The sequence below is a fragment of the Exiguobacterium sp. s128 genome (genome assembly GCF_018618815.1).
GTDB lineage: Bacteria > Bacillota > Bacilli > Exiguobacteriales > Exiguobacteriaceae > Exiguobacterium_A > Exiguobacterium_A antarcticum.
Window position 1 is genome coordinate 15,118 of record NZ_JACSMT010000026.1, and the last position, 22,779, is coordinate 37,896.

Sequence of the window (22,779 nt, forward strand, 5' to 3'; positions counted from 1 at the left end):
AGAGCAAAAACCCTTCAACCGAACCGGCTGAAGGGACAGGCCTTAATTTTGTTGTTCGAGTTTTGTCAGTAACGTCCGGAACGTATCAAGCTCGGCATCCGAAAAATCAGCGAAGACGTCCGAGAGGTATTCCATCTTCATCGCTTCCAGTTTGCCATACAATTCGATGCCGTCTTCGGTTGCCCGCAGTTCGACGACACGACGGTCCAGTTCACTGCGCTCCCGTGAAATCAGTCCTTTTTTCGTCAATTCATCCGCAAGTGCCGTAATCATACTGGCTGAAAACTGGAATTCATTCGACAAAGCCGACGCGATTTGCGGGCTGCTTGTGCAAAGCGACTTCAAGATAAAGAATTCATTTCGTGTCAAGTACGTCGTAAACATGCTCCGGACATCTTTTTTGATGGCGCGGTAGTTCATCCGCAACCCTTTTTCTGTATCGACGATCAACTGATCGCGATTTGCTACTTCTAATGTAGTTGCCATAGTTTCACTCTTTCTGTACCGTAGTTTCTTCACCCGAGATTTAGTATAGTGAAAAATTTTAGTTTAATCAATATTTTTCTCTTGAATCATCTCTTCCGTCAACGGTTGGACTTGTTTGATGATCTCCCCGACATTTCGCAGCTCGGGATAAAACCGCCGGAAGAAGTAATCAATCCGGTGGGGGTCGTTGCCGGCGATCGTCACGGCCATACAGATGTAGGCGATGCCGATTCCTTGGCGTGGCAGGAACGGATTTGGCATGACCTGGGCACACTTCAAGGCGAGCGGGCTGTGGACGGACACGGCCTCGATCAGTTCGCCGTAATTGCGAATGTCGACGTAGTGGAACATCCGGATCAATTCGTTGATCAGTTGTTGATCGGAATCGAGCATCATTTGCGAGGTGACCAGCTGTTTATCTAACGCATTGATGACGGAGGAGTGATCAATGAAATAGTTTAAGTTGTCCGATGTGATCCGGACTTGATGGGGGTCGGATAAAATCTGTTGGACCGTCTCATCCTCAAATTGTTTTAATTGTTTTTTGATGTTGACGAACTCCTGATCGGCGATTTCAAGCAGACCGGCGACGCGGCTGAAACTGCGCCGGACTTCGGCCGGGACGCTGTTCGGGTTTTTATAACCTAAGTCATGTTCGATCTCCGCCCAGGCATGCTGTAAAATCGACCGGATCTGGATTTCCGCCGTATGTTCCTTGAAGCGGCCGTATTCGCTGAGCGCTAACCGTTGTTCGCTTAAGGCGGCGACGAAGTGGACGGACAGGTAACCGAATTCGGTCGTATCGAGTAATGTCGATTTGTCGACCGACTGATCGCGGTCGATCGAGAACTCATTTTCAATGATTCGGGCCGCTTCCCGGACATCATCATGAAAATAGGTGACGATCCGGATGCCGGTCAGATCGTGGACGTCGCGGAGCGATTGGTATTTATTCGGTTGTCGCAGAACTTTTTGGTACAGGCTCTCCGATTCCTTTGTCCGGGCGACGATCGAATGGTATTTGATGCCGGCTGCGTCGAGCAGTTCCGATAATAATACTTTTAATTTATCGGCAAAGGCATCATAGTCTTCCTTTTCATTCACGTATTCGAGCATCATCGTATTTAAGTCTTGGGATTGCACGGATTTCACCTTCCTCGTCATATCTTCTTCTAGCTGTATTGTAGCATTCGTTTTCACAGGACGCACGGGATGACCCTGTTTCAAGGACTGCGCTTCGTGGGAAAGAAAGAATAGAACATCTGGGAGGGGTGCTAGAATGGAAATCTTGGACGCACGGGCGTTACCCGCCGATCATTCGGATATTTTACATGTCACACCGTCAACGGTCTATTTCCGGCGACGACTCGACGGCGATCAGTTTCATATCAGTCGGTTTGACCTGGAAGACCAGGAACAAGTGGATTTGACGACAGAACCGTTACAGGATCATGGACCGACCCGACCGTTCGTCAAACAAGGAAAAGTCTATTGTCTCAACGAGCAGGACCGAAATGAAGGAGGCGAGACGTCGTTGCTCGCGATTGATCTGCATTCCGGAACAAGCGAACAGCTCGCATCGTGGCAACTGGGTGGGGATTTGACGCTCTACTGGGTGCTGAACGCCCGGTATATGGTGTTGTTACACGTCGATCAGACGACGACGGCTTTTTTGTACGACGTTGAAACACGTCAACAACATGTGATCAAGGATGAACGGCTGTACGGGATAACGGAGAATTACCGCGAACTCTATTTTTTCCTTGTCACGCTGGATGCGACGGATTATATCGTCTGTAATGCAAGGCTCGATGAATTTTCGTTTTACGATGCGCTCGAGAGTGGCGTCATCTCACCAGAAGATCCGATCGATCATTCGGAAAGTCTGCTGATTGCCTCGCTTGCGACGATCGTCGCGGAGATCGAACAAGGGGTCGAACGACTGTCCTTCCAGACGTTGTTACGGCTGGAGGGGGAAGGGGATACGGTGCAATATCTGGGTGAACAGACCGGAAACCTTGTCTTTAGCGCCTATACGGAACGGTTAAACGAAGAGGTGTTTTATGAGATCAAAGATGAATCCGCCATCACGGAACATGAACGGATCCGCTGGAGTGACTATGAACCGCTTGATTTTACGTATGACGACGTCGAGTCGACGATCTTCATCGTCAACGAACGTTCCGATCAGCACCATGAAGTGATGAACCTCCGGACCGGTGCCCGTTACTTGGACCGGGAACCGTTCGAACGTGTCTTGCGCGACCGCTTTTATCTGCATGAATCGATTGGGGAAGACGCGGAGCCGATGGTGACGGTCTTTGACGGGGAACAAAACGTCCGGCATCGATTCGAAGATGCGTATTATATGATCGTGTCCGGCGAACTCGTCATCTTGTCGGTCAAACAACTCAAATAAAAAAACGAACAAATCACCTGATCACACTGTGAATCAAGCAGTGTGATTCTTAAATCCGGGCATTATTTATTTCATATACCATAAGTATTTTATCAAAAAACAAAAACTATCGAATAAGTATGCCTCATAACCTCTGGAATACAAGAAAAACCTCTTCCTTTTTGGCCCAATCGACCAAGAAAGAAGAGGAGAATGGTATGCTTATTCTGCGTCGTCAGTTGTTCGTGTGAAGATATCGACTTGAATGTTTCCAGCTGTTGCGCGTGAGTAAGGGCAAACCGTATGCGCGATTTTTCCGAGTTCCGCAGCTTGTTCTTCCGAGACACCACGGACGAGGACATCAAGTTCGACGGAAAGTGTGAACCCATCAGCCGCTTCGTTTAACGTGACGTGGGCAGTTACTTCACTTCCATCATGTTTGATGCCTTGTTTACGAGCAACAAGATTTAACGCGGAATCAAAACAAGCCGAGTATCCAGCAGCAAACAATTGCTCCGGGTTTGTCGCTTCTTTTTTTGATCCGGGTACAGGCATGGCGAGGGCAACATCCAGGATACCGTCTTCTGATACGACGCGACCATCGCGTCCTCCTACAGCTGTTGCAGATGATGTGAACATCGGTTTCATAATCATAACGTCCTTTCGCATTTCATTATTTTTTTAAGTAGCTTACAATTAGATTGTATACAATCTAATGAAGAATACAACTATTTTGCTTGAAGGAGGCTTTTTATGTCGAATCCCTTATTACTAGAGGAACAACTCTGTTTTCCGTTTTATGCGATTTCCCGTGAAATCACGAAACGGTACCGCCCGTTATTGGAACCGCTTGGATTAACGTATCCGCAATATCTGGTCATGCTGGTGTTATGGGAAAAAGACCAACAATCGTTAAAGGCGGTTGGTGAACGTTTACACCTCGACTCCGGTACATTAACGCCGTTGCTGAAAAAGCTGGAAGCATCGGGTTTGATCGAGCGTATCAAAAATCCGGCAGACGAACGTCACATCCAGATCACATTGACGGAAAAAGGAAACAGCTTACGCAACGAAGCGGAACAGATTCCGCTCGCCTTAAAAGAATTATTGGGTGTGTCGGAAGAGGATTTTGAATTGGTTAAACAAACGTTAAACCGGCTGACGATAAAAATGAACGGAACTGATTAACAGTCCCGTTCATGTTCCTTCCTTATTTCCGGCGGAAGCCTTCTTCTTCCAGATAGTTGGCTGCTTCTTTGTACGAATTAAAAGCTCCGTCGAGCAAGTCGCCGGCATAGACCAACCATGTGTCCAGGTCTTCATTTAACAACGTCAATTCGAATTGGTTGTCGTTGATCCATGTTTCTTCCAACGTTTCGACCGTCTCGACCGTTTCAAGAGCTTTGATCGCATCTTGAAGCAAGAGGATCAGAGCGGGCTCCGAGAATTCCCGGATGTTGACGAAACCTTTCCGGTCTTTTTCGTAGCCGGGTAATCCTGCTGCGTAGACAAAACCGTTTCCGTTCGGATGAAGATGATAGACGACGATTTTTTTCTCGAACTGGCTTTCAGGGAAATGGAAGTTAACACGGTTCAGTGACACTTCTTTCCGGACAAGTTGTGGGAAAGTCTCAATAATAGTTAATTTTTCTTCAAATGTTAGCATGGTTCCTCCTTGAAATACATTTCTACTCTTTTATATATGCGATGATTCGCAGGGAAATGTCAATGTCTGATTGATCGCGCTGAAACTTCAACGGGTCTGCTCCCGTATGGAAAAACGAAAGGCAGGAGATTTTATGCAATCGAATCATCCGACCGAAAACTGGCAACACTTGCCACGTGCTTCGGTAACCGCCGAACGTCAATCCGTCGGTATCCAGTATACCATTTATACGCTACTCGTCGGAGTCGCCACGTTCGTCCAAATCAAGTGGCTCGATCTATCTCCCTGGTGGATGTGGATCGTGGCCGCCATCTTACTGATGTTATTTTTACTACAGTTTGTTTATATCCCGGACATCCGCCAACGGTATTTTAAGTACCGGGTGGATGACGAATTTTTAGTCGTCGAGTTTGGAATCGTAGTGTTGCGCCACGTCGTCACGCCGCTCGTCAAAGTCCAAATCATCGATACGTCGTCCGGTCCGATCTTACGTCGTCTGAATTTGATGAATATGAACGTTCATACTGCATCGGGACAAATCGAGTTACCGGGACTCGAGGTCACCCAAGCGGCGATACTGAGACAACGGATCGAACGTTTTGCGAAACTGGAAGAACAAGAGGAGGAGTCGTTATGACACGACGTGTCCATCCGCTGTTCATCTTGATGGCCACGTTGACCCATCTCCGGTCACTCGTCATTCCGATTGCCGTTCTCTTGTTCAACGATTTAAAAAACGACGGTTTTGGTTTTTATACGATGATCGGTGTGGCCGTTGTCAGTCTCGTCATCTTACTCTTCGGCATCGTCTCCTGGTACTTTTATACGTTTACGATCGATGAACAATCGATCCGGGTCAATAAAGGCGTATTCCGTAAAAGTGAGCGGACGACCCAACGCCAACGTATCGAATCGATTGGTATCAATCAAAACGTGCTGGAGCGGTTGCTGGGTCTTGCGACCTTGACCGTCGAGACTTCGTCTGACAGTGGCAAACCGGAAGTCGAGTTGAAGGGAGTCCGGCTTGACTTCGCGAAACAGTTGAAGTCGACGATCGGGACAGGGACGACCCAACCCGTTTTAGAACAGGAGGCGGGCGAAACCTACACGGTCAGTCTGACGGATCTTTTGTTTGCAGGTGCCTTATCTGGACGACTGGGTCTCGCGCTTGTTGGTGTCGGGGCCGTCTATCAATTCGTCAATCGCTTCATCGAACAATACATCAGTCAAGTCTTCAATGAATTGTTGCATCTCTCCTTGTTACTGTTACTTGTCATCGGAGGTGCTGTCCTCTTCCTCATCTATGTTGGCTCGATACTTGTTTTCGTTCTGCGGTATGGTTCGTTTCGGGCGACGTTAAATAAACGACGGATGACGATTGGTTACGGATTGGTGAACCGGACCGAAGTCGTGTTTCATCAAGACAAGGTCCAGGCACTCGTCATCGAGGAAAACTGGATCAAACGTCGGTTCAAGCGGGCCCACCTGTCCCTGCATATCATCTCGGCAAGTGGGGAAGAGGAAAAACTATTGTTACACCCCTTCATCCGTGTCGCGGATATCGACCACTTTTTGAAACGATTTTTACCGCGTTTCAAACAACTCACACCAGAAAAACGTGCCGTCGACCGTGGATTTTTTTATATCGTTCGTTGGCCGCTTTTAAGTTATGCCAGTTTGTTGACCGTCTTGAACGGGGCACTCATTTACTGGTTACCGGAGTCCATCCGCTATTTGGGTCTGATTTTATTTTTGTTCCTGCCGCTGTATTACATCCTTGCCCGGTCCGGGTACAAAAATACACGGTATGGGTATCAGAACGATTTATTTGTCTTACGGAAGGAACTCGTCAATCGGGAAACGATTTATGCGCCACGTCTGAAAATCGAAGCCTTTTCGAGTCAAGTGTCGCGGTTTCTGGAAGAGAAGGATATTTTGAAGTTCCAGATCACGCTTCGTGGATCAAGTGTATTCCAGGCGGGGTATTTCACTCAGGCCGAATTCGTCGAAGTTTTAGGTTGGTATCAACAGACGTTTCTTAAACCGATTCCGCCGTCAGCAGGGACAGATCGATCAGACGGCGAATATGTTGAAGAAACTTAGGGACGGAAGGAAGTGTACGTCGTGCGCAGATGGTTAGTCGTCATCTTGATAATCGTACTTGGTGTCGTTGGTCTGATTCTGTATGACGGATACCGGATGCAACAGACTTTAACCGGACAATCGGGTGCCTCCGGCCTGGTATCCGGATTCGAAACAGAGAAGACAAATGATGAAACATCCGATGGACGGTGGTTCGCACGTCAGGACGTCGAGCAAAAGAACTGGACGACGGATGGTCTGACACGTGTCGGGCAGTACCTACCCGCCGTGAAGGCTTCGGAAAAAACGGTCATCGTCGTCCCGGACGACACACGATTTGGATCAACGCTTACGTATCCGCTGATCCGTTTATATCACGAACAACTGGGATATAACGTCTTCGTCCCCGCACGACAGGGAATTGCACCGAGTACAGGGACGTTGAACTACGGATGGATCGATCGATTGGATTTGATCAATTGGACAAATCAGTTGATCGAAGAAACAGGAACACAGCATGTCCTCTATCACGGAGTGGGTGTTGGAGGTGCGACGGCTCTGCTGGCAGCGGGTGAAACGACCGTCCCGAAACAAGTGAAGGTCGTCATTGCGGAAGGGTCCTATGCGCGTCTCGATGACTGGTTCCATGCGCTAGCGAAAGCAAACCTATCCTATCCGGCGGGCCCCTCCCTTGCGGCTGCCAGTATCTTTAATAAGATGCAACAAGATTTCTTTTACGGCGACGTCTCCGTCACCCGTCAGACGAGTCAAATCCGGATACCGGCCCTGTTCATTCATGGCACTGACGATACGATTGTCCCTTCGCGGATGGTTTATGAACTGTACCAAGCGAAACCGGGCATCAAACAATTGTATCCGGTCCGGGGAGCAGGACATGGAGAAACATACTCGACCAATCCGGAAAATTATGAGAAGCGGCTCCGGTTGTTTGTTCAACCGTTTTTAGAAGCACCTTAAGGAACGTGTCACGCCTCGCTGCTTTGATTGCAGTCAGGTGTGGCACGTTTTGGCATTGACCTTATTTTAAGTAGGGGAAATATACCAATTCCGCTTGCGTATGCTACGCTAGTCGCATCTTTCACAAAAAATAACGGGACAGGTGATACTTATGAACGATTTGAGGTGGATCGGGTCGGAAAATACGTTCGTCGACGATATCTCGATCGAATCCATTGGTCCGATCACCGTCGGACGGTTTGGCGGGTGCAGTCGTTCCGGACAAAGTAAAAATGAAGATGGCTGTCTGATTTGGATCGGACAGGACTGGGAGTGGACGATGCTGCTGGATGCACACGATACGGCAGAAAGTGCTTCGTTAGTAGTCGATCAGTTTACAAAACATCGGATCGTAATCGAACAGATTCTGGGGGAGGAACCGGCGACCATGTTTTTTTCATTGGAACGTCTAGTCCTCGACTTACTACAAGAAGAGAGCTTTCGGACAGCGTGTCACGACGTACAAGGAGAGACGGCATGTCTGTTTCTCGTCCGAAAAGGAAAATACGTCTGGTGGTTATCGGTCGGCGATGTCGTCGCCTATCTGTTCCATCCGGATTTAAGGAAACACCGTCAGTTCAAACTGAATGAACGACAATTCTTCGAATGGATCGGTCGCGTCAATACGTTTGACTTGCCTGTCCCGTGTTATACACGAGGCATACGGGAGTTGCGACGAGGGGGCAACCGGATTCTCTTGACGACGGATGGGTTGATCGAATGCCCGGGCACACCGTTCCAAGACTCGGCAAAAGTCGAAGTCGTATTTGAGAGACCTGAGACGGCAGTCGAGAGCCTACTGACGACGATTGAACAACACGGGGTTCGGGATAGTACGACGCTGTTGACATGGGAAGTCGTCATCGATGAGACCGTTACAGAACCAGGCAACGCTAAATAAAAGCATGACCCGTCTTTTCCGTCCGTACTGGAAAGGGGGTCATGCTTTTATTGTGAGTCGGGAAGTTCGTCGGTAGCATGTAGATGGGTCGGTTCCAGTTGAAGCGGATCAGGATCCGCTTCTTTTTCTGAATGCGTCAACGGGAGAGCGATCCCGACGCTGGTCAATAAGGCAATCAACGTGGCATTGGTCAACGTGTGGTGCATCTGACTTCACTCCTTTTTTTAAAAAGAAACCAACCTTTTTCACTATTCTGAATATTCATTTGTGATTCGTCAAGTAATCGTCATCTTCCGAGTATTACTTTTTCCCGTTAAACCGGTATACTTAAACATGAAAAAGGGGGATCTCGCTTGAAACTTACTAAAGCCAACACACGTATTTTAGAATCGCTGTTACCTCGACTGAATCTGAATGTCGAAGAACCGGAACGGACCGACATCGAACGCCGTCTTCAGGCAGACTTGTACGAAGCCCAACGGTCCCAAAAGCCGTTTGAAACCGTCCATGGCCAATCGCCGGAAGAACGTCTGGATCAGATGATTGCAGAAATCCCGGAACTTAAACGGGTAGAAACACAAAAACGATGGACCCGGAACTATGTTTCAACGATTCTGATGTTCATCTTCATTGAAGGGATTGATGGTGTCTTTCAATTCGCGCTTGCGGATTACATCCTCTTTTCGATCATCGCCTTGTTCTTGATCGATGCGATGTCCATCCTGATCACCTCATCCAAAATCCGACTCGTCAAAAAACGGGTCTGGGTCCAATTTCTTGTCAGCTTCCTGTTATTTGCGACCTATAAAGCGGTCCTGATTACGTTCGTGCCGAATCCTGATGTATTGATTCAAGTCAGCGGTCCCGCATCTTATCTGATCGGAGTAAGTGGTTTAGTCGGATTGTATCTGTACTGGTCTAAAAATCCACTTCGAAAACGCGCTTAAGCACTACAAGGAGGGAATCAGATGGAGTTCACGCACTGGAAACGACGGTTGCAAGATCATTTTGAACAGATGGGTTTTGATTTACGGATCGAGCGACTCGCCATGCAAGATATCCTGAAGTTGGAGGCGACACATGGTGCCTTCTTATTTTTCCCGATCACCATCCATTTATATGAGCGAATGGGGTGGCAGATGATTGCGATTGAATCGCATCATCCGGCAGAAGTCGACGATCTGTTTGCGGAAGCCCAAGTCCAGTCCTTATTTCAGATGACGATGATGACGTTTGAGGAAGAAGAACGTGAGCTGATTTTAGGATTTTATAGTAACACCGGCCGGTACTTAACGGACCCTGCATCACCGACAGGACAGCTCGTACGTGTCATCGAAGAGGAGTGGAATGAAGGGGATGCTTTACGGATCCAAACGTTCGAACCATTCCCCGGTCTGTTCGTCGCGCCGTCCTTTGCCCATCAAACCTATGCATTTGCGGCTGATGGGGACAAGTGGCAGGTCTTAGTCGGTCGGACAGGTCGTCCGGCAAGTGATTACCGGTTTGACGGTACGGTGTTAACCCCACACCGCGTGCCGGAAGGGGAACTGTTCACCCGAATCCCGATTGCCGTTCCTCTCGAGCAATACGAGGAGATGAGGAAACAACTGCAGCTGGAACAAACAGAAATTTCGACGTTTTTGGAACAGGCGATGAGAACGATTCGCGAGTACGATCCATCGTTTGGATTCGCTTGGCGGGGGACGGTGACGTTTTTCCATGGCGTGCCCGTCAATCCGTTTGCTCAACGCCTTTGGCTCGAGAATGGACAAAAACGATTCCGGATCATGCAGCAAGGTTCGAGCCGAATTTTGGCCATTGGTGAGACGTCGGCAGAAGCGATCCATTTACTTGATCAAGCCGTCGGAGCCGGTGAACCGGAGGGGACACCTGTCAGTGCCATCGGTCAGTTCATCTTAGGGATTTGGAAACAATTCGAGTCGGATGAAGCGACGTACATGACGGACGTTGACTGCGACGGAATTTCCCAGCAGCAAGTCGAAAATCGGATCCGGCACAGTCTTGCTCGGCGCGAACCGATCGAGTGGCTTACTCAAACGCAAAACAGTAACGATGTCTGTCAGTTTGCCGGGTTGACGTTTACGTTTCCGCACCGACCACCGGGAATCGTCCACATCAAACGGGCTGATGATGTCTCGTCCAGCTAAACCACAAAACGGATACCGTAACGGGTGTCCGTTTTGTGCTGTTTATATCCCAAGCGAAGCAATCAGCTGTCGGATCCGTTCTTCGGATTGTTTAGGTGTCAAAATCAATAACTGATCGCCGCCGATCAGCCGGGTCTGACCACGCGGTGTCAGAATGGCGTCGTCTCTTATGACGGCGACGACCAACAAATCTTGTGGCATCTCAATCTCTTGAAGTGTTTTGCCGTCGATTCGACAAAACGAAGGGACACTGACTTCGACGATTTCAGCATTCGGATTCGCGACGGTCATGAATTGAATCAACGGTTCGATGTCGATCGTCGGTTTGGCGTCGAGCTTCATCAGCTTGACGATCCACGGTAAGGCCGTCCCTTGCAGAAGAGCGGATGTCATGACGGTAAAAAAGACGATGTTGAATAAGGGATAGGCATCCGGTAACCCACTGGATAACGGATAGGTCGCTAATATGATCGGAACGGCACCCCGTAGACCGGCTGCCGTGATGACACTTTGTTCGCGGAAATTGTACCGAAACGGCAACAACGACAACCAAACGGCGAGCGGCCGGGCGATGAGAATCAGCGTCAGGACGATGATTCCGGACACGACTAACATAGAGGGATCAAGTAACTGTTTCGGGAAAACGAGTAAACCAAGCATGATGAACATCCCGACCTCGGCTAAGTGAGACAGACTGCCACTGAAACGGACGAGGATGTCCCGGTAAATCAAATCGTGGTTGCTGAGCCAGATCCCGGTCACGTAGACCGCTAAAAACCCGCTGGCATGAAGACTCGTCGCGACACCGTAAGAGAGCAAGGCACCGCTGATCAAGAGTGTCGGGTACAGGGCCGACGATTGAAGTTGGATCCGGTTCATCAAGGTCGTCAACACCCAACCGATGAGGAGTCCGATCGCTAGTCCGAGTCCCATTTCATAAAACAAGGACAGAACGCCTTGGATCAGGGAAAAAGAAGCCGGGTCTAACGCAAATTCCGTGAAGAGGATCGTCAAGAAGACGGCCATCGGATCATTGGTTCCGGATTCCGCTTCGAGCGTATGTTTGACCTTCTGATCGATCGGTCGACCATTGAGTAAGGAAAAGACGGCGGCGGCATCGGTCGACCCGATCAACGCGCCGATCAACAAGGCGAAGGGCCAACTGAAGTCGAGGAGATAATGGGCGACCAGGGCGATGATTCCGGTCGTCACGAGAACCCCGACCGTCGCCAGCGACAAGGCGGCTGGGAGGACCGTCTTGAAATTCGGCCATTTCGTATTTAATCCCCCATCAAACAGGATGATGACGAGGGCGATCGTACCGAACAACCGGGCTTGTTCAAAGTCAGCAAAATCAATCAGACCGGTGACGTCGGTTCCGGCGAGCATACCGATGAACACAAACAGGATCAGTGTCGGAACATTGAGACGAACAGAAAATTTCGTCGTGACGATGGCAAGTAACAGTAAGATGCCGGCAAGTAACAGGACCGTCCCTTCGTTCACATGCACTCACTTCCTTCTTAGAAAGTTGTCTTTTTCTTAGTATACGTCATTGTTTTGCACCACTTCAGGAAAAAGAATTTGCCGGAATATGTGTACAAATCCGTAAAAAAAGGAAAACAGGTAGCATATGGTTTGATTGATCTAAAATGAGGAGGCACTTTACATGAATATTTGTGTGGTCACAGGAGCAAACTCCGGTATGGGGATGGTGACGATTCAAGCGCTACTGGAACGAGGGGACCGCGTCATCGCGACGGTCCGTTCGGAGAAAAAGGCGACTTTGCTTGTTCAATTATTACGGGAACATGCGGTCTCCCACACGAATCTTGAAATTGAAATCGTTCAACTGGACCAACTCGATTCCGTCCGGCGGTTCGCAGATTTGTTGTATGATCGGATCGGCCGGATTGACCGGCTGATCTTAAACGCAGGAATCATGGTTCCACCGTATCATGTGACACAGGACGGATTCGAATCGCAGTTCCAAGTCAATTATCTCAGTCACTTTTATTTGATTGAACGTCTGTTGCCTTTGATTGAACAAGGACATGACCCTCGCGTCATCTCGATTTCCTCGCTTGCGGGAGAAGGGGGCTTGATTCGGACGGACATCGAACTGGAAACAATCGCACATATCAAAAAAGAACAATACAATCCGATGCGGTCGTACCGGGAATCCAAACTGTTACAGATGGTCCACATGCGGGAGCTGGCCGAGCAATATGGAAATCGTGCGACATTCGTCAGTGTCCATCCAGGTATCGTCAATACAGACTTGTTCTACCGGGGAAAATACGGAAAAGTCTTGAAAACGGTCTTAAAACCCATTGCACAAGTCGGTTACTGGACGGGGAAACTGTATACGCCGGAATATGGTGCGAAGACCGCGCTGTATCTAGCGACGACGGATGATGCGTTAGAAAATGGGGGGTATTACGCCGACTCGGCACCGCGGCTCAGTAACCCGGTCGTAGAAGACGAAATCTATCGCAAACAGACCCGGGACCTGTCCAAACAGTGGGTTGGCTTGACGTAAACCAAAAAAATCTACCGACTCGTGGGAAGTCGGTAGATGAATGGTGTGCAGACTGGGGGTCTGATCACCCTTTGACTATACGATATGCAACTATACAATTTTAAAATATGAAAAAAATCACAAACTGTTGCGTTTTTGTGATTTTTTGGGTCGTTTTGTGCAAATCGGTTTTCTTCTTGTGTCACGTTCGTTAGGATGAAAGAGAATTTTCAATCACAGGAGGAAAACAATGATTCGACAAGCCACCGTAGAAGACGTCCCGCAGATTGCGGTGTTACTGAAAGAAAAGGCCGAATTGCTGAAGGAACGGGGAAGTCGGCAATGGTCCGCGTATCTTGAGGCGGATTTGCCGGCACTCGTGCAACGCGATTTAGCCGCCGGAAGACTGTTTGTATTTGAGCAGGACACGGCATTGATGGGTTCCGTTGCGTTATTACCTTCACTCGAATGGGATCAAACGTTATGGGATGATCGGGAAGGGTTATACATCCACCGGCTCGTCGTCCGAGATGCCGCCAAAGGACGTGGCGTCGGAAAACAACTGTTGCGACACGTCATGGCCGTGGCGACAGCAGAAGAGGAGCGGCTGCGCCTGGATTGTCTGGCGACAAACGAATTTTTGAATGCGTATTACGCTTCGTTTGGATTTACGGCAAAAGGAATCCGTGACGGTTTTTCGACATATGAGCATGAGCAGCTTGCTGTCGCGGATGAAAGGGTCATTTAGATAAGACAAGTGATAGATGCTTTGGTATGGTTAGAGAAAGAATTATTCGAGGAGTGATCAGATGCGACTTCAGATTGGTTTTATCGGTTTCGGAAAAAGTACGACCCGTTATCATCTGCCTTATGTCATGATCGAGGACACCTTTGACGTGACTTGGATCTATAACAGAAAATCAAAACCAGACTTAGAAACAACCTATGCCAAGAAACTTCCGGACGTTCAGTTCACGACGGATCTCGATCAGATGCTAAACGACCAAAATCTGCAAGTCGTCGTCATCAATACACCTCCGGCGACACATTTCAGCTATGCCCTGCGAGCGTTACAGCACGGAAAACATGTCCTTGTCGAAAAACCGTTCACGGTGACAGAACAGGAGACGATTCAATTGTTTGAAGAAGCGCATCAGCAGGGTGTGAAATTATTAGCGTACCAAAATCGCCGTTTTGATAGCGATTTCCAGGTCATCGAACAAGTCATCCGTTCGGGGAAGCTGGGTCGACTCGTCGAGGTCGTTTCCCATTTTGACCTCTACCGACCCGAAGTGGCTCCGGCGATCGCGCAAAAAGAAAATGGGGCACTGTATGGTCTTGGCGTGCACACGATTGATCAGATCGTCGCATTGTTCGGGAAACCGGAACGTGTCGCTTATGACATTCGAACGGTTCGCTTGGCAGGGAACCCAGACGATGCCTTTGCACTTGATTTTTATTACCCTGACCTGAAAGTCAGTGTCCGGACGAGTTACGTCGCTTTAGCCGGTGCACCACGTTGGATGGTCCACGGGACGAATGGAACGTTCATCAAGCAGCATATCGATCGGCAAGAACTTGATCTCAAAGCCAATTATTTCCCTGGAGAAGAAGGGTTTGGTGAAGACTCCGAAGATGATTACGGTCGTTTGTTGTACCATGATCGGCATGGTCACTTGCAGGATGTCCGCATTCCAAGTCCGGTCGGGGATTACGGTAAACTGTATCGTGCTTTTTACGACAGCATCGTAAACGATACCCCATTGCCCGTTTCGGAAGAAGAAACAAAACTGGTCGCTCATTTGATGGAACAAGGGTTTTCTCACCCGTCTCCGTTTATTTTGGAGATTAAAAAATGAATTTTTTTCGATATCAATATAATTACATCTCAGTAATCTGTCTATACAGAGCTGAGATTTTTTGTTATAAAGGAAAAGATATCACAATTTTTCAGAATTTTCTTATGAAGTATTGATTATTATTTCAAAAAGATGGGAAAAAATGTGTATACTAATAGAAATAAGGGGGTTCATCATGAAAAAAATCATTACGTCCTTCATCATCGCGGGTGTGTTGATCGGCTTATTCAGTCCATCACTCATCGCAGAAGCCGCCACGAAGTTGACGGTGACGACGGATGTCTTGCGTGTTCGTGAAAAACCATCGACGACAAGCAAGATTCTTGGAAACATCACGAAAGGTGCCGTCTACACGTCAAACGGAACGTCAGGCAGTTGGTATAAAATCACTTATAAATCAACAACCGGTTACATACACAAAGATTATGTCCGGACATCGACGACATCGAAATATACATCGACAGGAACGCGGTATACGACCGTCGGGACGCTGAACGTCAGAACCGGTCCAAGCACGACATCCAAAACGGTCACACAACTGAATAAAGGCATCAAAGTGGCTTCGTACGGAACAAGCGGCAGCTGGACACGTATTTTATACAACGGCAGCTACCGCTATGTATCGACACAGTATTTGACGAAAACCGCTCCAAGCAGTACGACGAAACAATTAAACGTGCCGTATTACAATCAGTACACATTGGGATATCCATCTGGTTGCGAGTTCGTTTCCTTGAAAATGGCACTCGAATACAAGAAACAAGCAGTCTCTGCCTCTTCTTTATATAACCAGATGCCAAAAAGCATGAAAAACGCGACTTACAAAAACGGAAAATATTACTGGGCAGATCCGGAAAAAATGTTCACGGGAAATCCTGCTGGAACACTGGATTACTACAAAAACTGGGGAATCTATCCAAAAGGAATCTTACCGTTGGCGAAAAAATATCGCAGTGGTGCAGCTGACATCTCCAAACAAGGCGTCAGCAAAATCGAAAGCGAAATCCGCAACGGGAACCCCGTCATCGTTTGGGCGACGGTTGATTTCAAAAACCCATACGGCTACTTCTCATGGATCAAGCCGGACGGTAAAACGTTTACCGGTTACCGGAACTACCACGTCATGTTAGTGACGGGTGTCTCGAGTAGTGCGTTTACTGTGTCGGATCCATACCGTGGCAAATACACGGTCAGCCGTTCACAATTTACATCGGTCTACAACACGACAGGACAATATGCATTATCCGTCCGTTGATCCATCAACAGGCGCAACCACCGGTGAAGCGGCATGCTTCACCGGTTTTTTTCATTGGACATCGACGTTACAGATTTTCCGAAAATGGGAATCAGTTAAAAATGGTGTAAAATAATGACAAGGTTTCAATTCCTTTTGAAAGGACCGGTGAGAAGATGGATGAAACACGTTTGGAACAGCTCGAACAAGAAGTCGAACGGTTAAAGGCGCGTCTCGATCAGTTGGAACAACGATCAGCAGCCGTCCCTGAACCCGCTTCTTCCGTCACCCGTCCGAAAGTCCGACCCGCGTTCGTTAAAAAAGGACGGTCGACGGCCGTTCAGCCAAAGCGGACGCGCGACGAGTGGGAGCAACTGTTGGCGACGGTCTGGTTACCACGGATTGGTGCGATTTTTGCTGCAATCGGAGCGATCTTTCTTTTTTCCTATGCATCACTCGCTGGATGGATCAGTCCCGCGGTCCGGGTCGGAAGCGGTCTCGTGATCGGCTTACTTGTCATGGCATTAGGTGAGTTTCAGTACGAGAAGAAACGGCGGGAGCTTGGAATCGGACTTGTCGCGACCGGAACGATCGTGTCGTTGTCGGCCTTGTTCGCCGGGATGGCACTGTATGCCTTTTATCCACCACTCCTGGCCTTTTTCCTCGAACTGATTGTCCTTGCCGTCGCCTATGGATTGATGCTGTGGATGCGTTCGAGCGCTTTATTGATCCTTGTATCGATTACGGGATTTTTATTACCTTTTCTGCAATTATCCGACGAACCGGATGTATTTTTATTTTTAGTCTATGAAGTCGTGTTGTTTACGGCCTTGTTCGTCGCGGTCGTGCGATTAAAGGCGGTTAAAGCCTATCCCTTTTCGGCGGGAATGTTGTTCCTTGCGTTGTTGTTTAGTTGCATCACCGTCAGCGTAGAAGTACGCCCGGTGCTCGACGAGGTCAGTTTAGTTTGTGCCGCACTTATCGCCTATCTCGGAACGGCCTATGTCGGGCGACGTCTCGCCCTTTCCAAAAATTATCCGAGTTGGCTTGCCGGACTATTCGTCCTGATCAGTCTGTATGTTGTCGAGTGGTCGTTCGTCTATGGTCTGTCGCTCGTATTTGCGGTTGTCGCGTATGTTGTCGCCAACGGGACGAAGGATGCCTGGCAAAACGGAGTGGGGCACCTTGCCCTCGTGTTTACGATTCATCAGCTTCCCGTTGCGGCAGACAGCCTGTCCGATCAATTCCGTTCCATCCTGTATGCCCTTGTCTTAATCGGACTCTGGTTCGTCAAACGTCAGCAAGTGCCATATCAACGATGGATCGGCATCGCCGTCTATCTTCTCTTTATTCTGAAGACACTGGCCGATTACGAAGTCGACCCATGGAATGGCCGATCGTATGCCGTGATGGTGTTTGGTCTTGCTTTGGCGACGGCGGGATTGGTTTATCTCCTCGTTCGGACGCATCAGGAGCACGAATGGACAAAGTATTGGAAAATCGTGTTGACTTGTGCAGCTGCAGGGGTTTTCATCACCTACACGTTAATCGTGATGGAACTGCCGTTTTATGCGAACCTCGATCAGACCGATCGAAGTACAACCTTGTCCGTCGCCTATATCCTGCTTGCATTTGTCCTGGTTGCGATTGGTCGCATCCGGACGTCTGCTGCCTGGCGTTTGTCCGGACTGTTGTTATTATCCGTCAGTGCGCTCAAACTGCTTTTGTTTGATTTATCGTTTTTGTCCTTGATTCAAAAAGCCTTTGTCTTCATCGGTTTTGGAATCGTCGCCTTCATCATTTCGCGAACCTACTTCAAGAAACGTCCATCTTGATGAGATCTAACTTCTTCGCCTCTGACCATGTCCGGTTTGTTGGCGAAGATTTTTTTATTGAAAAACATTGATAACGATTATCATTATCGACTATACTGTGTAATGAACTTACTTAATTATCAGGGGGAACTACTTGTGACACATAAAAAAACACTCGCCATCAGCCTATTATCCTTAACAGCGTTACTTGCTGCTTGTAACGAACAACCGACGAAGACGGCATCACCCGCGACAAAGACGGAGGCAGACCCGTTTGAGCAAGTCGTCGCCGATTACCGGACGTATGCGATCGCTGAACTCGATCAGTTCACGGAAAAAACAGAAGCGTTCACGACAGCGGTCAAAGACGGGGACCTCGAACAGGCAAAAGCACTGTATGCACCGGCACGGATGTATTATGAACGGGCGGAACCGATTGCAGAAGTATTCGGAGATCTTGATCCGAAAATCGATGCACGGGAAGGAGACGTCAAGGCATCGGAGTGGGGCGGGTACCACCGGATCGAACAAGGCCTGTTCGAAAAAGGGACAACAAAAGGATACGAAGCCTATGCCGACCAATTGATGAAAGATGTCCATCTCCTGCGAGCAAAAGTCGAGACGGTCGAGGTGACACCGGAACTGCTCGTCACGGGGGCAACCGACTTGCTGAACGAAGTGTCGACGTCAAAGGTCACGGGGGAAGAAGACCGGTATTCGCATACCGACTTGTATGACTTCGCAGCGAACGTCCAAGGGGCAGAAAAAATCTATCAATTGCTCAACCCGTCCTTAACGAAACAAGATGAAGCTCTCTCAGAGGAAATTGCTGCCCGTTTCAAGGATGTCAATGCCTTATTGGAAGCAAAAAAGAAGGGTGACGGGTATGTCCTTTATACCGAATTATCCAAAGCAGATGTCAAACAATTAAGTCAAGCCATCAACGAGCTAGCAGAACCACTCTCGAAGATGGGCATCGTATTGGAGGGATAAGGATGACTCGAACGGGTTTAGAGGAAGGTGTTACCCGGCGTGACGTTCTGAAAGTCGCTGGCTTAACAGGGATTGGCGCGGCGCTCTACGCAAGCGGGATCGAACGGTTTTTACCACGCGCCTTGACGGCACAAGCGACGGATCAAGTCCCCTTCTACGGAAAGTACCAGGCAGGGATCCTGACGCCTGTTCAGAATCATGTCCAGGTGGTGGCCTTTGATATCCAAACGACGCGGCGTGATGAACTGATCGATCTGTTGCAGCGTTGGACACGGGCCTGTGCCCGGCTGACGGCCGGATTGTCGCTTGGCGAGTCAGACAGCCGGTATGTCCCGCCGGAAGACACAGGAGAAGCAGACGGTCTCTCGGCGAGCCATCTGACCTTTACGTTTGGGTGCGGGATCAGTTTGTTTGCAGACAACCGGTTCGGAATCGCCCATAAACGGCCGGACGCTTTGCGTGAACTGCCCGTGTTTGATTTAGATCAACTCGATGAACGGTGGTCCGGCGGTGATTTGGTCGTGCAGATTTGTGCCGATGACCAACAAGTCGTCTTTCATGCGTTACGGAACTTGACCAGGATCGGTCGGGGGGTCGTCAAGATTCGCTGGACCCAATCCGGATTCCAACGTTCAAAAGCAGCGGATGCGACAGGTGGCACCCCACGAAATCTGTTTGGATTTAAGGACGGGACGGGAAATCCGGATCTGTCTCAAGCAACGGTTCGGGACAAACATTTGTTTTACCAGTGGCGGGATGGATCACCTTGGCTGACAAACGGCAGTTTTCTTGTCGTTCGCCGGATCCAGATGCATCTTGAAGTCTGGGACCGGACGATTTTAAAGGAACAGGAACGGACTTTCGGACGGGAACGGTCGTCTGGTGCACCGCTCGGCTCCAAAAAAGAGTTTGACTCCGTCACACCGAAACAACGTACGGCACACGGAGAAGCCCAACTGCCCAGTGATTCGCATACGGCGGTCGCCCATGGAACAGGCAAAGAACACCTGTTGCGGCGTTCCTATTCCTATCAGGCGGGCATCAATGAGACGACCGGCGCGCTGGATGCCGGTTTGTTATTTCTTTCGTTCCAACGCTCACCGGAACAGTTCAACACGATTCAGAAACGGCTTGCGACATCGGATCGATTGAACGAATACATCACACATCGTGGCAGTGCCTTGTTTGCCTGTTTCGGCGGGATTCAAAAAGGAGGGTATATCGGCGATGCGTTATTTGCTTAACTTTCTGATCGTGTTGCTCTGTTTAGCGGGTACGATGCCGTTTGTCCACGCGGATACGAAAACGGATGACTTGTATGTGTCGATCGGTCAGGCACTGGCTGCGGTCAATGCAAAAGACCGCTCCGCTCTTGATACGTCGATCGCGACGCTTGCGAAACAAGTCGAACAACTGGCTCCCTCTGCCGAAAAAAAGACAATCGAGCAACAACTGGCTCCTTTGCGGCAGGAACAGTCCTTTATGACTGCGGGACAAGCGTTGACAAAGGTGTCGACGGCAGTCCGGGCATTGGAAGAAACCGGACAACCAACAGCTGATCCGACAGCCGAGCAACGCCTGCGTGATTTGTTCAAATGGACGGAACGTTTACGCGAAGCGACGACCGAAACGGAACGGAATCAGCTTCAGTCGGAACTGCTTGCTGCCTGGACGGACCGTGAAGTCGTCGTCCGCGAAAAGAGTATCGGGCATTACGGACAAGTCGAAATGGGACTTTCCGCCATCCGGATTGCTTTAGCGCGCGAGACCGTTGAACAAACGGAACTGAATGGGGCCCTCGAGCAGTTCGATACGAGCATCCGCTCCTTTTTAAAAGGGGATCCGGTGAAAGCAACGAAAAAGACCGGACTGACGGAATTGACCGCATTGTTAGAACAAGCCGATCAAGAGCTCGGCGCACAGGACATCCCGGCGGCGAAACAGACGTTAACGACGTTCATCGAACGCTGGCCAAGCGGGGAAGGGGAAGTCCGGACGCGGAGTAGTGCGCTCTATTCGGCGATCGAAACGGACATCCCGGTGATCGTGTCACGCCTGAGTGAGGAGACGAGTGTCCCAGCTCAAAAACAACTGCGGCAGATCATCGCCTCCTTACAGGTGTTGGAGCAGAAAACGACCTATTCCTTTGTCGACGCGATGTTCGTCATGCTACGAGAAGGGCTGGAAGCATTACTGATCATCAGTGCCCTTGTCGCCTTTACGAGAAAAGCAAAGCTGAACGGAGAACGCTTGATTTGGAGCGGTGCCGTGTTTGGTTTACTGGCAAGCGGGGCACTCGCGATCATCATCCAACACTTCTTTTCGACGGCGTTTGCCGGCATCGGTCGTGAACAAATCGAAGGCTGGACGGGACTTGTCGCTGTCTTGATGATGCTGATCGTCGGTTCATGGTTACATTCGAAGGCGGTCGTCACTTCTCGTCAAAGCCAGCTGGCGACGAGTCTCGCAGGTCGGTCGTTGTTCGCCGTCAGCTTTTTGACGATTTTCCGCGAAGGGGCCGAGACGCTTCTGTTTTATGTCGGAATGGCGCCGGCGATGACAGCCGTTTCCCTGGCGAGTGGCATCCTCTTAGCCATCGGATTGATTGCCCTGGTTTCTGTCGCCGTGATTTATCTCGGGGTCCGCCTCCCGATCAATCGACTGTTCCTGGCGGCAACCTGCCTAATTTATATCATGGCCTTTAAAATCCTGGGGGCAAGCATACATGCCTTGCAATTGACGGGAATCGTCCCGATGCATGTCGTCACCTTCTTGCCGTCAGTTCCGTGGATCGGTTTTTATCCGACTTATGAGACGATGATCCCGCAGATCGGATTGTGTCTCATCATCGGTCTGACCGTCTTTTGGAAACGGCAGGCATCAACCCGGTTACGCAAGGCGGTCTGAACGGTTTTTCAGATTCATGTTTTATTCATTATGTTTCGGGAATAACTTTATATCGAGAGTAGACAGTTGGCTCGCATGAAGGAGAGGAAACAACATGATTGAAACACGAATCGTACGTAACATGACGGCCGTTGATGCCGAAGTGACGAGCTTGAAATCAAGCGGTTATTCGAATAAACAAATTTACATTTTTGCAAAAGACGAAGAGTTAGCGGAACGGATTGCGAATGACACCCAGACGCTTGCTTACCGCGTGACGAAAAAATCATTTTTTGAGACCTTGATGTCGACCGTCCGGAGTAACCGGAAAGACCGGATCGCCCAGTTATCGGAACTCGGGATGACAAAAGATGTCGCGGAAGATCTGGAAGAGGAAGTCCGTCATGGTCGCATCGTCATCGTCGGTTCGAAGTCGGACTTGCTCAACCCGGCATTCGCTGCCTCTTACGTGACGGATGAAGCAACGGATTACGGGGCGGGTGTTCCGAAGCTTGAAGAGGAAGAAACGACGACGACGCTTCCGGCGGATCAAAACGTGAAATTGAATAAAAAATGATTAAAAAAACCGGGGGATTAGACTGACCTAGCAATATGAGACACATATAAAACACCTTGATTAGGCTGCCAGTACACCGTATTTTTTCGGTGTCAGGTAGCCTAATTTTTCTTGGATTCGTTCTTCGTTATAGTAATTTAAGTAATTCATAACTCGTTCATAGACCTCGTGGTCTCT

The 22,779-nt window shown here is 49.2% G+C and carries 24 protein-coding genes; 17 read left to right on the forward strand and 7 right to left on the reverse strand.

Translation table 11 applies throughout. The features are described from left to right. Window positions 1-42: 42 nt before the first annotated feature. Together KNQ13_RS10705 and KNQ13_RS10710 are read right to left on the reverse strand one after the other, a co-directional pair. The gene (locus KNQ13_RS10705) at window positions 43-486 is read right to left on the reverse strand and encodes a MarR family winged helix-turn-helix transcriptional regulator (RefSeq protein WP_014970479.1); all 444 of its coding nucleotides are present in this window, start codon (window positions 484-486) and stop codon (window positions 43-45) included. A gap of 63 nt (window positions 487-549) precedes the next feature. Further along, window positions 550-1,629, reverse strand: coding sequence for a GTP pyrophosphokinase (locus KNQ13_RS10710; RefSeq protein WP_236630017.1), 1,080 nt, complete (start codon window positions 1,627-1,629; stop codon window positions 550-552). Between the two features lie 136 nt (window positions 1,630-1,765). Between KNQ13_RS10710 and KNQ13_RS10715 the strand changes: the two genes are divergently transcribed. Further along, window positions 1,766-2,905 carry a Six-bladed beta-propeller, TolB-like protein gene (locus KNQ13_RS10715; RefSeq protein ID WP_209548335.1) on the forward strand — a complete coding sequence of 380 codons (1,140 nt, stop codon included), beginning with the start codon at window positions 1,766-1,768 and terminating at the stop codon, window positions 2,903-2,905. A 201-nt stretch (window positions 2,906-3,106) separates the two neighbouring features. On the opposite strand, the gene KNQ13_RS10720 is transcribed toward KNQ13_RS10715, so the two are convergent. Continuing rightward, window positions 3,107-3,532 carry an organic hydroperoxide resistance protein gene (locus tag KNQ13_RS10720; RefSeq protein WP_014970476.1) on the reverse strand — a complete coding sequence of 142 codons (426 nt, stop codon included), beginning with the start codon at window positions 3,530-3,532 and terminating at the stop codon, window positions 3,107-3,109. 105 nt (window positions 3,533-3,637) lie between these two features. Here KNQ13_RS10720 and KNQ13_RS10725 point away from each other — a divergent pair, with 105 nt between their 5' ends. After that, window positions 3,638-4,072, forward strand: coding sequence for a MarR family winged helix-turn-helix transcriptional regulator (locus tag KNQ13_RS10725; RefSeq protein WP_014970475.1), 435 nt, complete (start codon window positions 3,638-3,640; stop codon window positions 4,070-4,072). 22 nt (window positions 4,073-4,094) lie between these two features. On the opposite strand, the gene KNQ13_RS10730 is transcribed toward KNQ13_RS10725, so the two are convergent. Next, window positions 4,095-4,550 (reverse strand): hypothetical protein, encoded by a 456-nt coding sequence (locus KNQ13_RS10730; protein WP_014970474.1) that lies wholly within the window; start codon window positions 4,548-4,550, stop codon window positions 4,095-4,097. Window positions 4,551-4,683: 133 nt separating this feature from the next. On the opposite strand from KNQ13_RS10730, the gene KNQ13_RS10735 reads away from it, so the two are divergent. From KNQ13_RS10735 to KNQ13_RS10750, 4 genes are all read left to right on the forward strand, one after another. After that, complete coding sequence (locus tag KNQ13_RS10735) at window positions 4,684-5,187, forward strand: PH domain-containing protein (protein ID WP_026831451.1); 504 nt, start codon at window positions 4,684-4,686, stop codon at window positions 5,185-5,187. After that, window positions 5,184-6,653: a PH domain-containing protein gene (locus tag KNQ13_RS10740; RefSeq protein WP_026831450.1), complete on the forward strand. Its 1,470-nt coding sequence runs from the start codon at window positions 5,184-5,186 to the stop codon at window positions 6,651-6,653. Before KNQ13_RS10735 ends, KNQ13_RS10740 begins: the two co-directional genes overlap by 4 nt. Window positions 6,654-6,674: 21 nt before the next feature. Next, on the forward strand, window positions 6,675-7,610 hold the full coding sequence (locus tag KNQ13_RS10745) for an alpha/beta hydrolase (protein ID WP_026831449.1): 936 nt from the start codon (window positions 6,675-6,677) through the stop codon (window positions 7,608-7,610). Between the two features lie 151 nt (window positions 7,611-7,761). Beyond that, the gene (locus tag KNQ13_RS10750) at window positions 7,762-8,550 is read left to right on the forward strand and encodes a PP2C family serine/threonine-protein phosphatase (protein ID WP_014970470.1); all 789 of its coding nucleotides are present in this window, start codon (window positions 7,762-7,764) and stop codon (window positions 8,548-8,550) included. Between the two features lie 47 nt (window positions 8,551-8,597). On the opposite strand, the gene KNQ13_RS10755 is transcribed toward KNQ13_RS10750, so the two are convergent. Next, a complete protein-coding gene (locus KNQ13_RS10755) occupies window positions 8,598-8,756 on the reverse strand; it encodes a hypothetical protein (RefSeq protein WP_162833766.1) in 159 nt (52 codons plus the stop codon). Between the two features lie 147 nt (window positions 8,757-8,903). On the opposite strand from KNQ13_RS10755, the gene KNQ13_RS10760 reads away from it, so the two are divergent. Together KNQ13_RS10760 and KNQ13_RS10765 are read left to right on the forward strand one after the other, a co-directional pair. Continuing rightward, window positions 8,904-9,497, forward strand: coding sequence for a hypothetical protein (locus KNQ13_RS10760; protein WP_026831448.1), 594 nt, complete (start codon window positions 8,904-8,906; stop codon window positions 9,495-9,497). A 21-nt stretch (window positions 9,498-9,518) separates the two neighbouring features. Continuing rightward, a complete protein-coding gene (locus tag KNQ13_RS10765; protein WP_026831447.1) occupies window positions 9,519-10,718 on the forward strand; it encodes a hypothetical protein in 1,200 nt (399 codons plus the stop codon). A 42-nt stretch (window positions 10,719-10,760) separates the two neighbouring features. On the opposite strand, the gene KNQ13_RS10770 is transcribed toward KNQ13_RS10765, so the two are convergent. Continuing rightward, the gene (locus KNQ13_RS10770; RefSeq protein WP_026831446.1) at window positions 10,761-12,224 is read right to left on the reverse strand and encodes a potassium/proton antiporter; all 1,464 of its coding nucleotides are present in this window, start codon (window positions 12,222-12,224) and stop codon (window positions 10,761-10,763) included. Window positions 12,225-12,387: 163 nt separating this feature from the next. On the opposite strand from KNQ13_RS10770, the gene KNQ13_RS10775 reads away from it, so the two are divergent. The 9 genes from KNQ13_RS10775 to KNQ13_RS10815 all read left to right on the forward strand — a co-directional run bounded on the left by KNQ13_RS10775 (window position 12,388) and on the right by KNQ13_RS10815 (window position 22,602). Next, complete coding sequence (locus KNQ13_RS10775) at window positions 12,388-13,260, forward strand: SDR family NAD(P)-dependent oxidoreductase (protein WP_014970464.1); 873 nt, start codon at window positions 12,388-12,390, stop codon at window positions 13,258-13,260. 229 nt (window positions 13,261-13,489) lie between these two features. After that, window positions 13,490-13,987 (forward strand): GNAT family N-acetyltransferase, encoded by a 498-nt coding sequence (locus tag KNQ13_RS10780; RefSeq protein WP_026831445.1) that lies wholly within the window; start codon window positions 13,490-13,492, stop codon window positions 13,985-13,987. A gap of 61 nt (window positions 13,988-14,048) precedes the next feature. Next, window positions 14,049-15,098 carry an oxidoreductase gene (locus tag KNQ13_RS10785; protein ID WP_014970462.1) on the forward strand — a complete coding sequence of 350 codons (1,050 nt, stop codon included), beginning with the start codon at window positions 14,049-14,051 and terminating at the stop codon, window positions 15,096-15,098. Window positions 15,099-15,273: 175 nt separating this feature from the next. Beyond that, complete coding sequence (locus KNQ13_RS10790; protein ID WP_026831444.1) at window positions 15,274-16,353, forward strand: SH3 domain-containing protein; 1,080 nt, start codon at window positions 15,274-15,276, stop codon at window positions 16,351-16,353. Window positions 16,354-16,508: 155 nt separating this feature from the next. Then, window positions 16,509-18,167, forward strand: a complete 1,659-nt coding sequence (locus KNQ13_RS10795) for a DUF2339 domain-containing protein (protein WP_026831443.1) — start codon at window positions 16,509-16,511, stop codon at window positions 18,165-18,167. 135 nt (window positions 18,168-18,302) lie between these two features. Then, entirely contained in the window at window positions 18,303-19,139 is an 837-nt protein-coding gene (gene efeO / locus KNQ13_RS10800) for an iron uptake system protein EfeO (protein ID WP_026831442.1), read from the forward strand. Window positions 19,140-19,141: 2 nt separating this feature from the next. Then, window positions 19,142-20,383, forward strand: a complete 1,242-nt coding sequence (gene efeB, locus KNQ13_RS10805) for an iron uptake transporter deferrochelatase/peroxidase subunit (protein ID WP_014970458.1) — start codon at window positions 19,142-19,144, stop codon at window positions 20,381-20,383. Then, the gene (locus KNQ13_RS10810; protein ID WP_026831441.1) at window positions 20,367-22,046 is read left to right on the forward strand and encodes an FTR1 family iron permease; all 1,680 of its coding nucleotides are present in this window, start codon (window positions 20,367-20,369) and stop codon (window positions 22,044-22,046) included. Before efeB ends, KNQ13_RS10810 begins: the two co-directional genes overlap by 17 nt. Window positions 22,047-22,140: 94 nt before the next feature. Then, window positions 22,141-22,602 carry a YflT domain-containing protein gene (locus KNQ13_RS10815; RefSeq protein ID WP_026831440.1) on the forward strand — a complete coding sequence of 154 codons (462 nt, stop codon included), beginning with the start codon at window positions 22,141-22,143 and terminating at the stop codon, window positions 22,600-22,602. A gap of 60 nt (window positions 22,603-22,662) precedes the next feature. Here the strand turns inward: KNQ13_RS10815 and KNQ13_RS16220 are convergent. Then, a partial coding sequence (locus tag KNQ13_RS16220; RefSeq protein WP_214773226.1) for an IS3 family transposase occupies window positions 22,663-22,779 on the reverse strand: 117 nt, incomplete at its 5' end.

Excerpts from the sequence above, each read along its gene's own strand:
- KNQ13_RS10705 (WP_014970479.1), bottom strand. The coding sequence starts at position 486 with ATGGCAACTACATTAGAAGTAGCAAATCGCGATCAGTTGATCGTCGAT.
- KNQ13_RS10715 (WP_209548335.1), top strand. The coding sequence starts at position 1,766 with ATGGAAATCTTGGACGCACGGGCGTTACCCGCCGATCATTCGGATATT.
- KNQ13_RS10720 (WP_014970476.1), bottom strand. The coding sequence starts at position 3,532 with ATGAAACCGATGTTCACATCATCTGCAACAGCTGTAGGAGGACGCGAT.
- KNQ13_RS10725 (WP_014970475.1), top strand. The coding sequence starts at position 3,638 with ATGTCGAATCCCTTATTACTAGAGGAACAACTCTGTTTTCCGTTTTAT.
- KNQ13_RS10730 (WP_014970474.1), bottom strand. The coding sequence starts at position 4,550 with ATGCTAACATTTGAAGAAAAATTAACTATTATTGAGACTTTCCCACAA.
- KNQ13_RS10735 (WP_026831451.1), top strand. The coding sequence starts at position 4,684 with ATGCAATCGAATCATCCGACCGAAAACTGGCAACACTTGCCACGTGCT.
- KNQ13_RS10740 (WP_026831450.1), top strand. The coding sequence starts at position 5,184 with ATGACACGACGTGTCCATCCGCTGTTCATCTTGATGGCCACGTTGACC.
- KNQ13_RS10750 (WP_014970470.1), top strand. The coding sequence starts at position 7,762 with ATGAACGATTTGAGGTGGATCGGGTCGGAAAATACGTTCGTCGACGAT.
- KNQ13_RS10755 (WP_162833766.1), bottom strand. The coding sequence starts at position 8,756 with ATGCACCACACGTTGACCAATGCCACGTTGATTGCCTTATTGACCAGC.
- KNQ13_RS10765 (WP_026831447.1), top strand. The coding sequence starts at position 9,519 with ATGGAGTTCACGCACTGGAAACGACGGTTGCAAGATCATTTTGAACAG.
- KNQ13_RS10775 (WP_014970464.1), top strand. The coding sequence starts at position 12,388 with ATGAATATTTGTGTGGTCACAGGAGCAAACTCCGGTATGGGGATGGTG.
- KNQ13_RS10780 (WP_026831445.1), top strand. The coding sequence starts at position 13,490 with ATGATTCGACAAGCCACCGTAGAAGACGTCCCGCAGATTGCGGTGTTA.
- KNQ13_RS10785 (WP_014970462.1), top strand. The coding sequence starts at position 14,049 with ATGCGACTTCAGATTGGTTTTATCGGTTTCGGAAAAAGTACGACCCGT.
- KNQ13_RS10790 (WP_026831444.1), top strand. The coding sequence starts at position 15,274 with ATGAAAAAAATCATTACGTCCTTCATCATCGCGGGTGTGTTGATCGGC.
- KNQ13_RS10795 (WP_026831443.1), top strand. The coding sequence starts at position 16,509 with ATGGATGAAACACGTTTGGAACAGCTCGAACAAGAAGTCGAACGGTTA.
- efeB (WP_014970458.1), top strand. The coding sequence starts at position 19,142 with ATGACTCGAACGGGTTTAGAGGAAGGTGTTACCCGGCGTGACGTTCTG.
- KNQ13_RS10810 (WP_026831441.1), top strand. The coding sequence starts at position 20,367 with ATGCGTTATTTGCTTAACTTTCTGATCGTGTTGCTCTGTTTAGCGGGT.
- KNQ13_RS10815 (WP_026831440.1), top strand. The coding sequence starts at position 22,141 with ATGATTGAAACACGAATCGTACGTAACATGACGGCCGTTGATGCCGAA.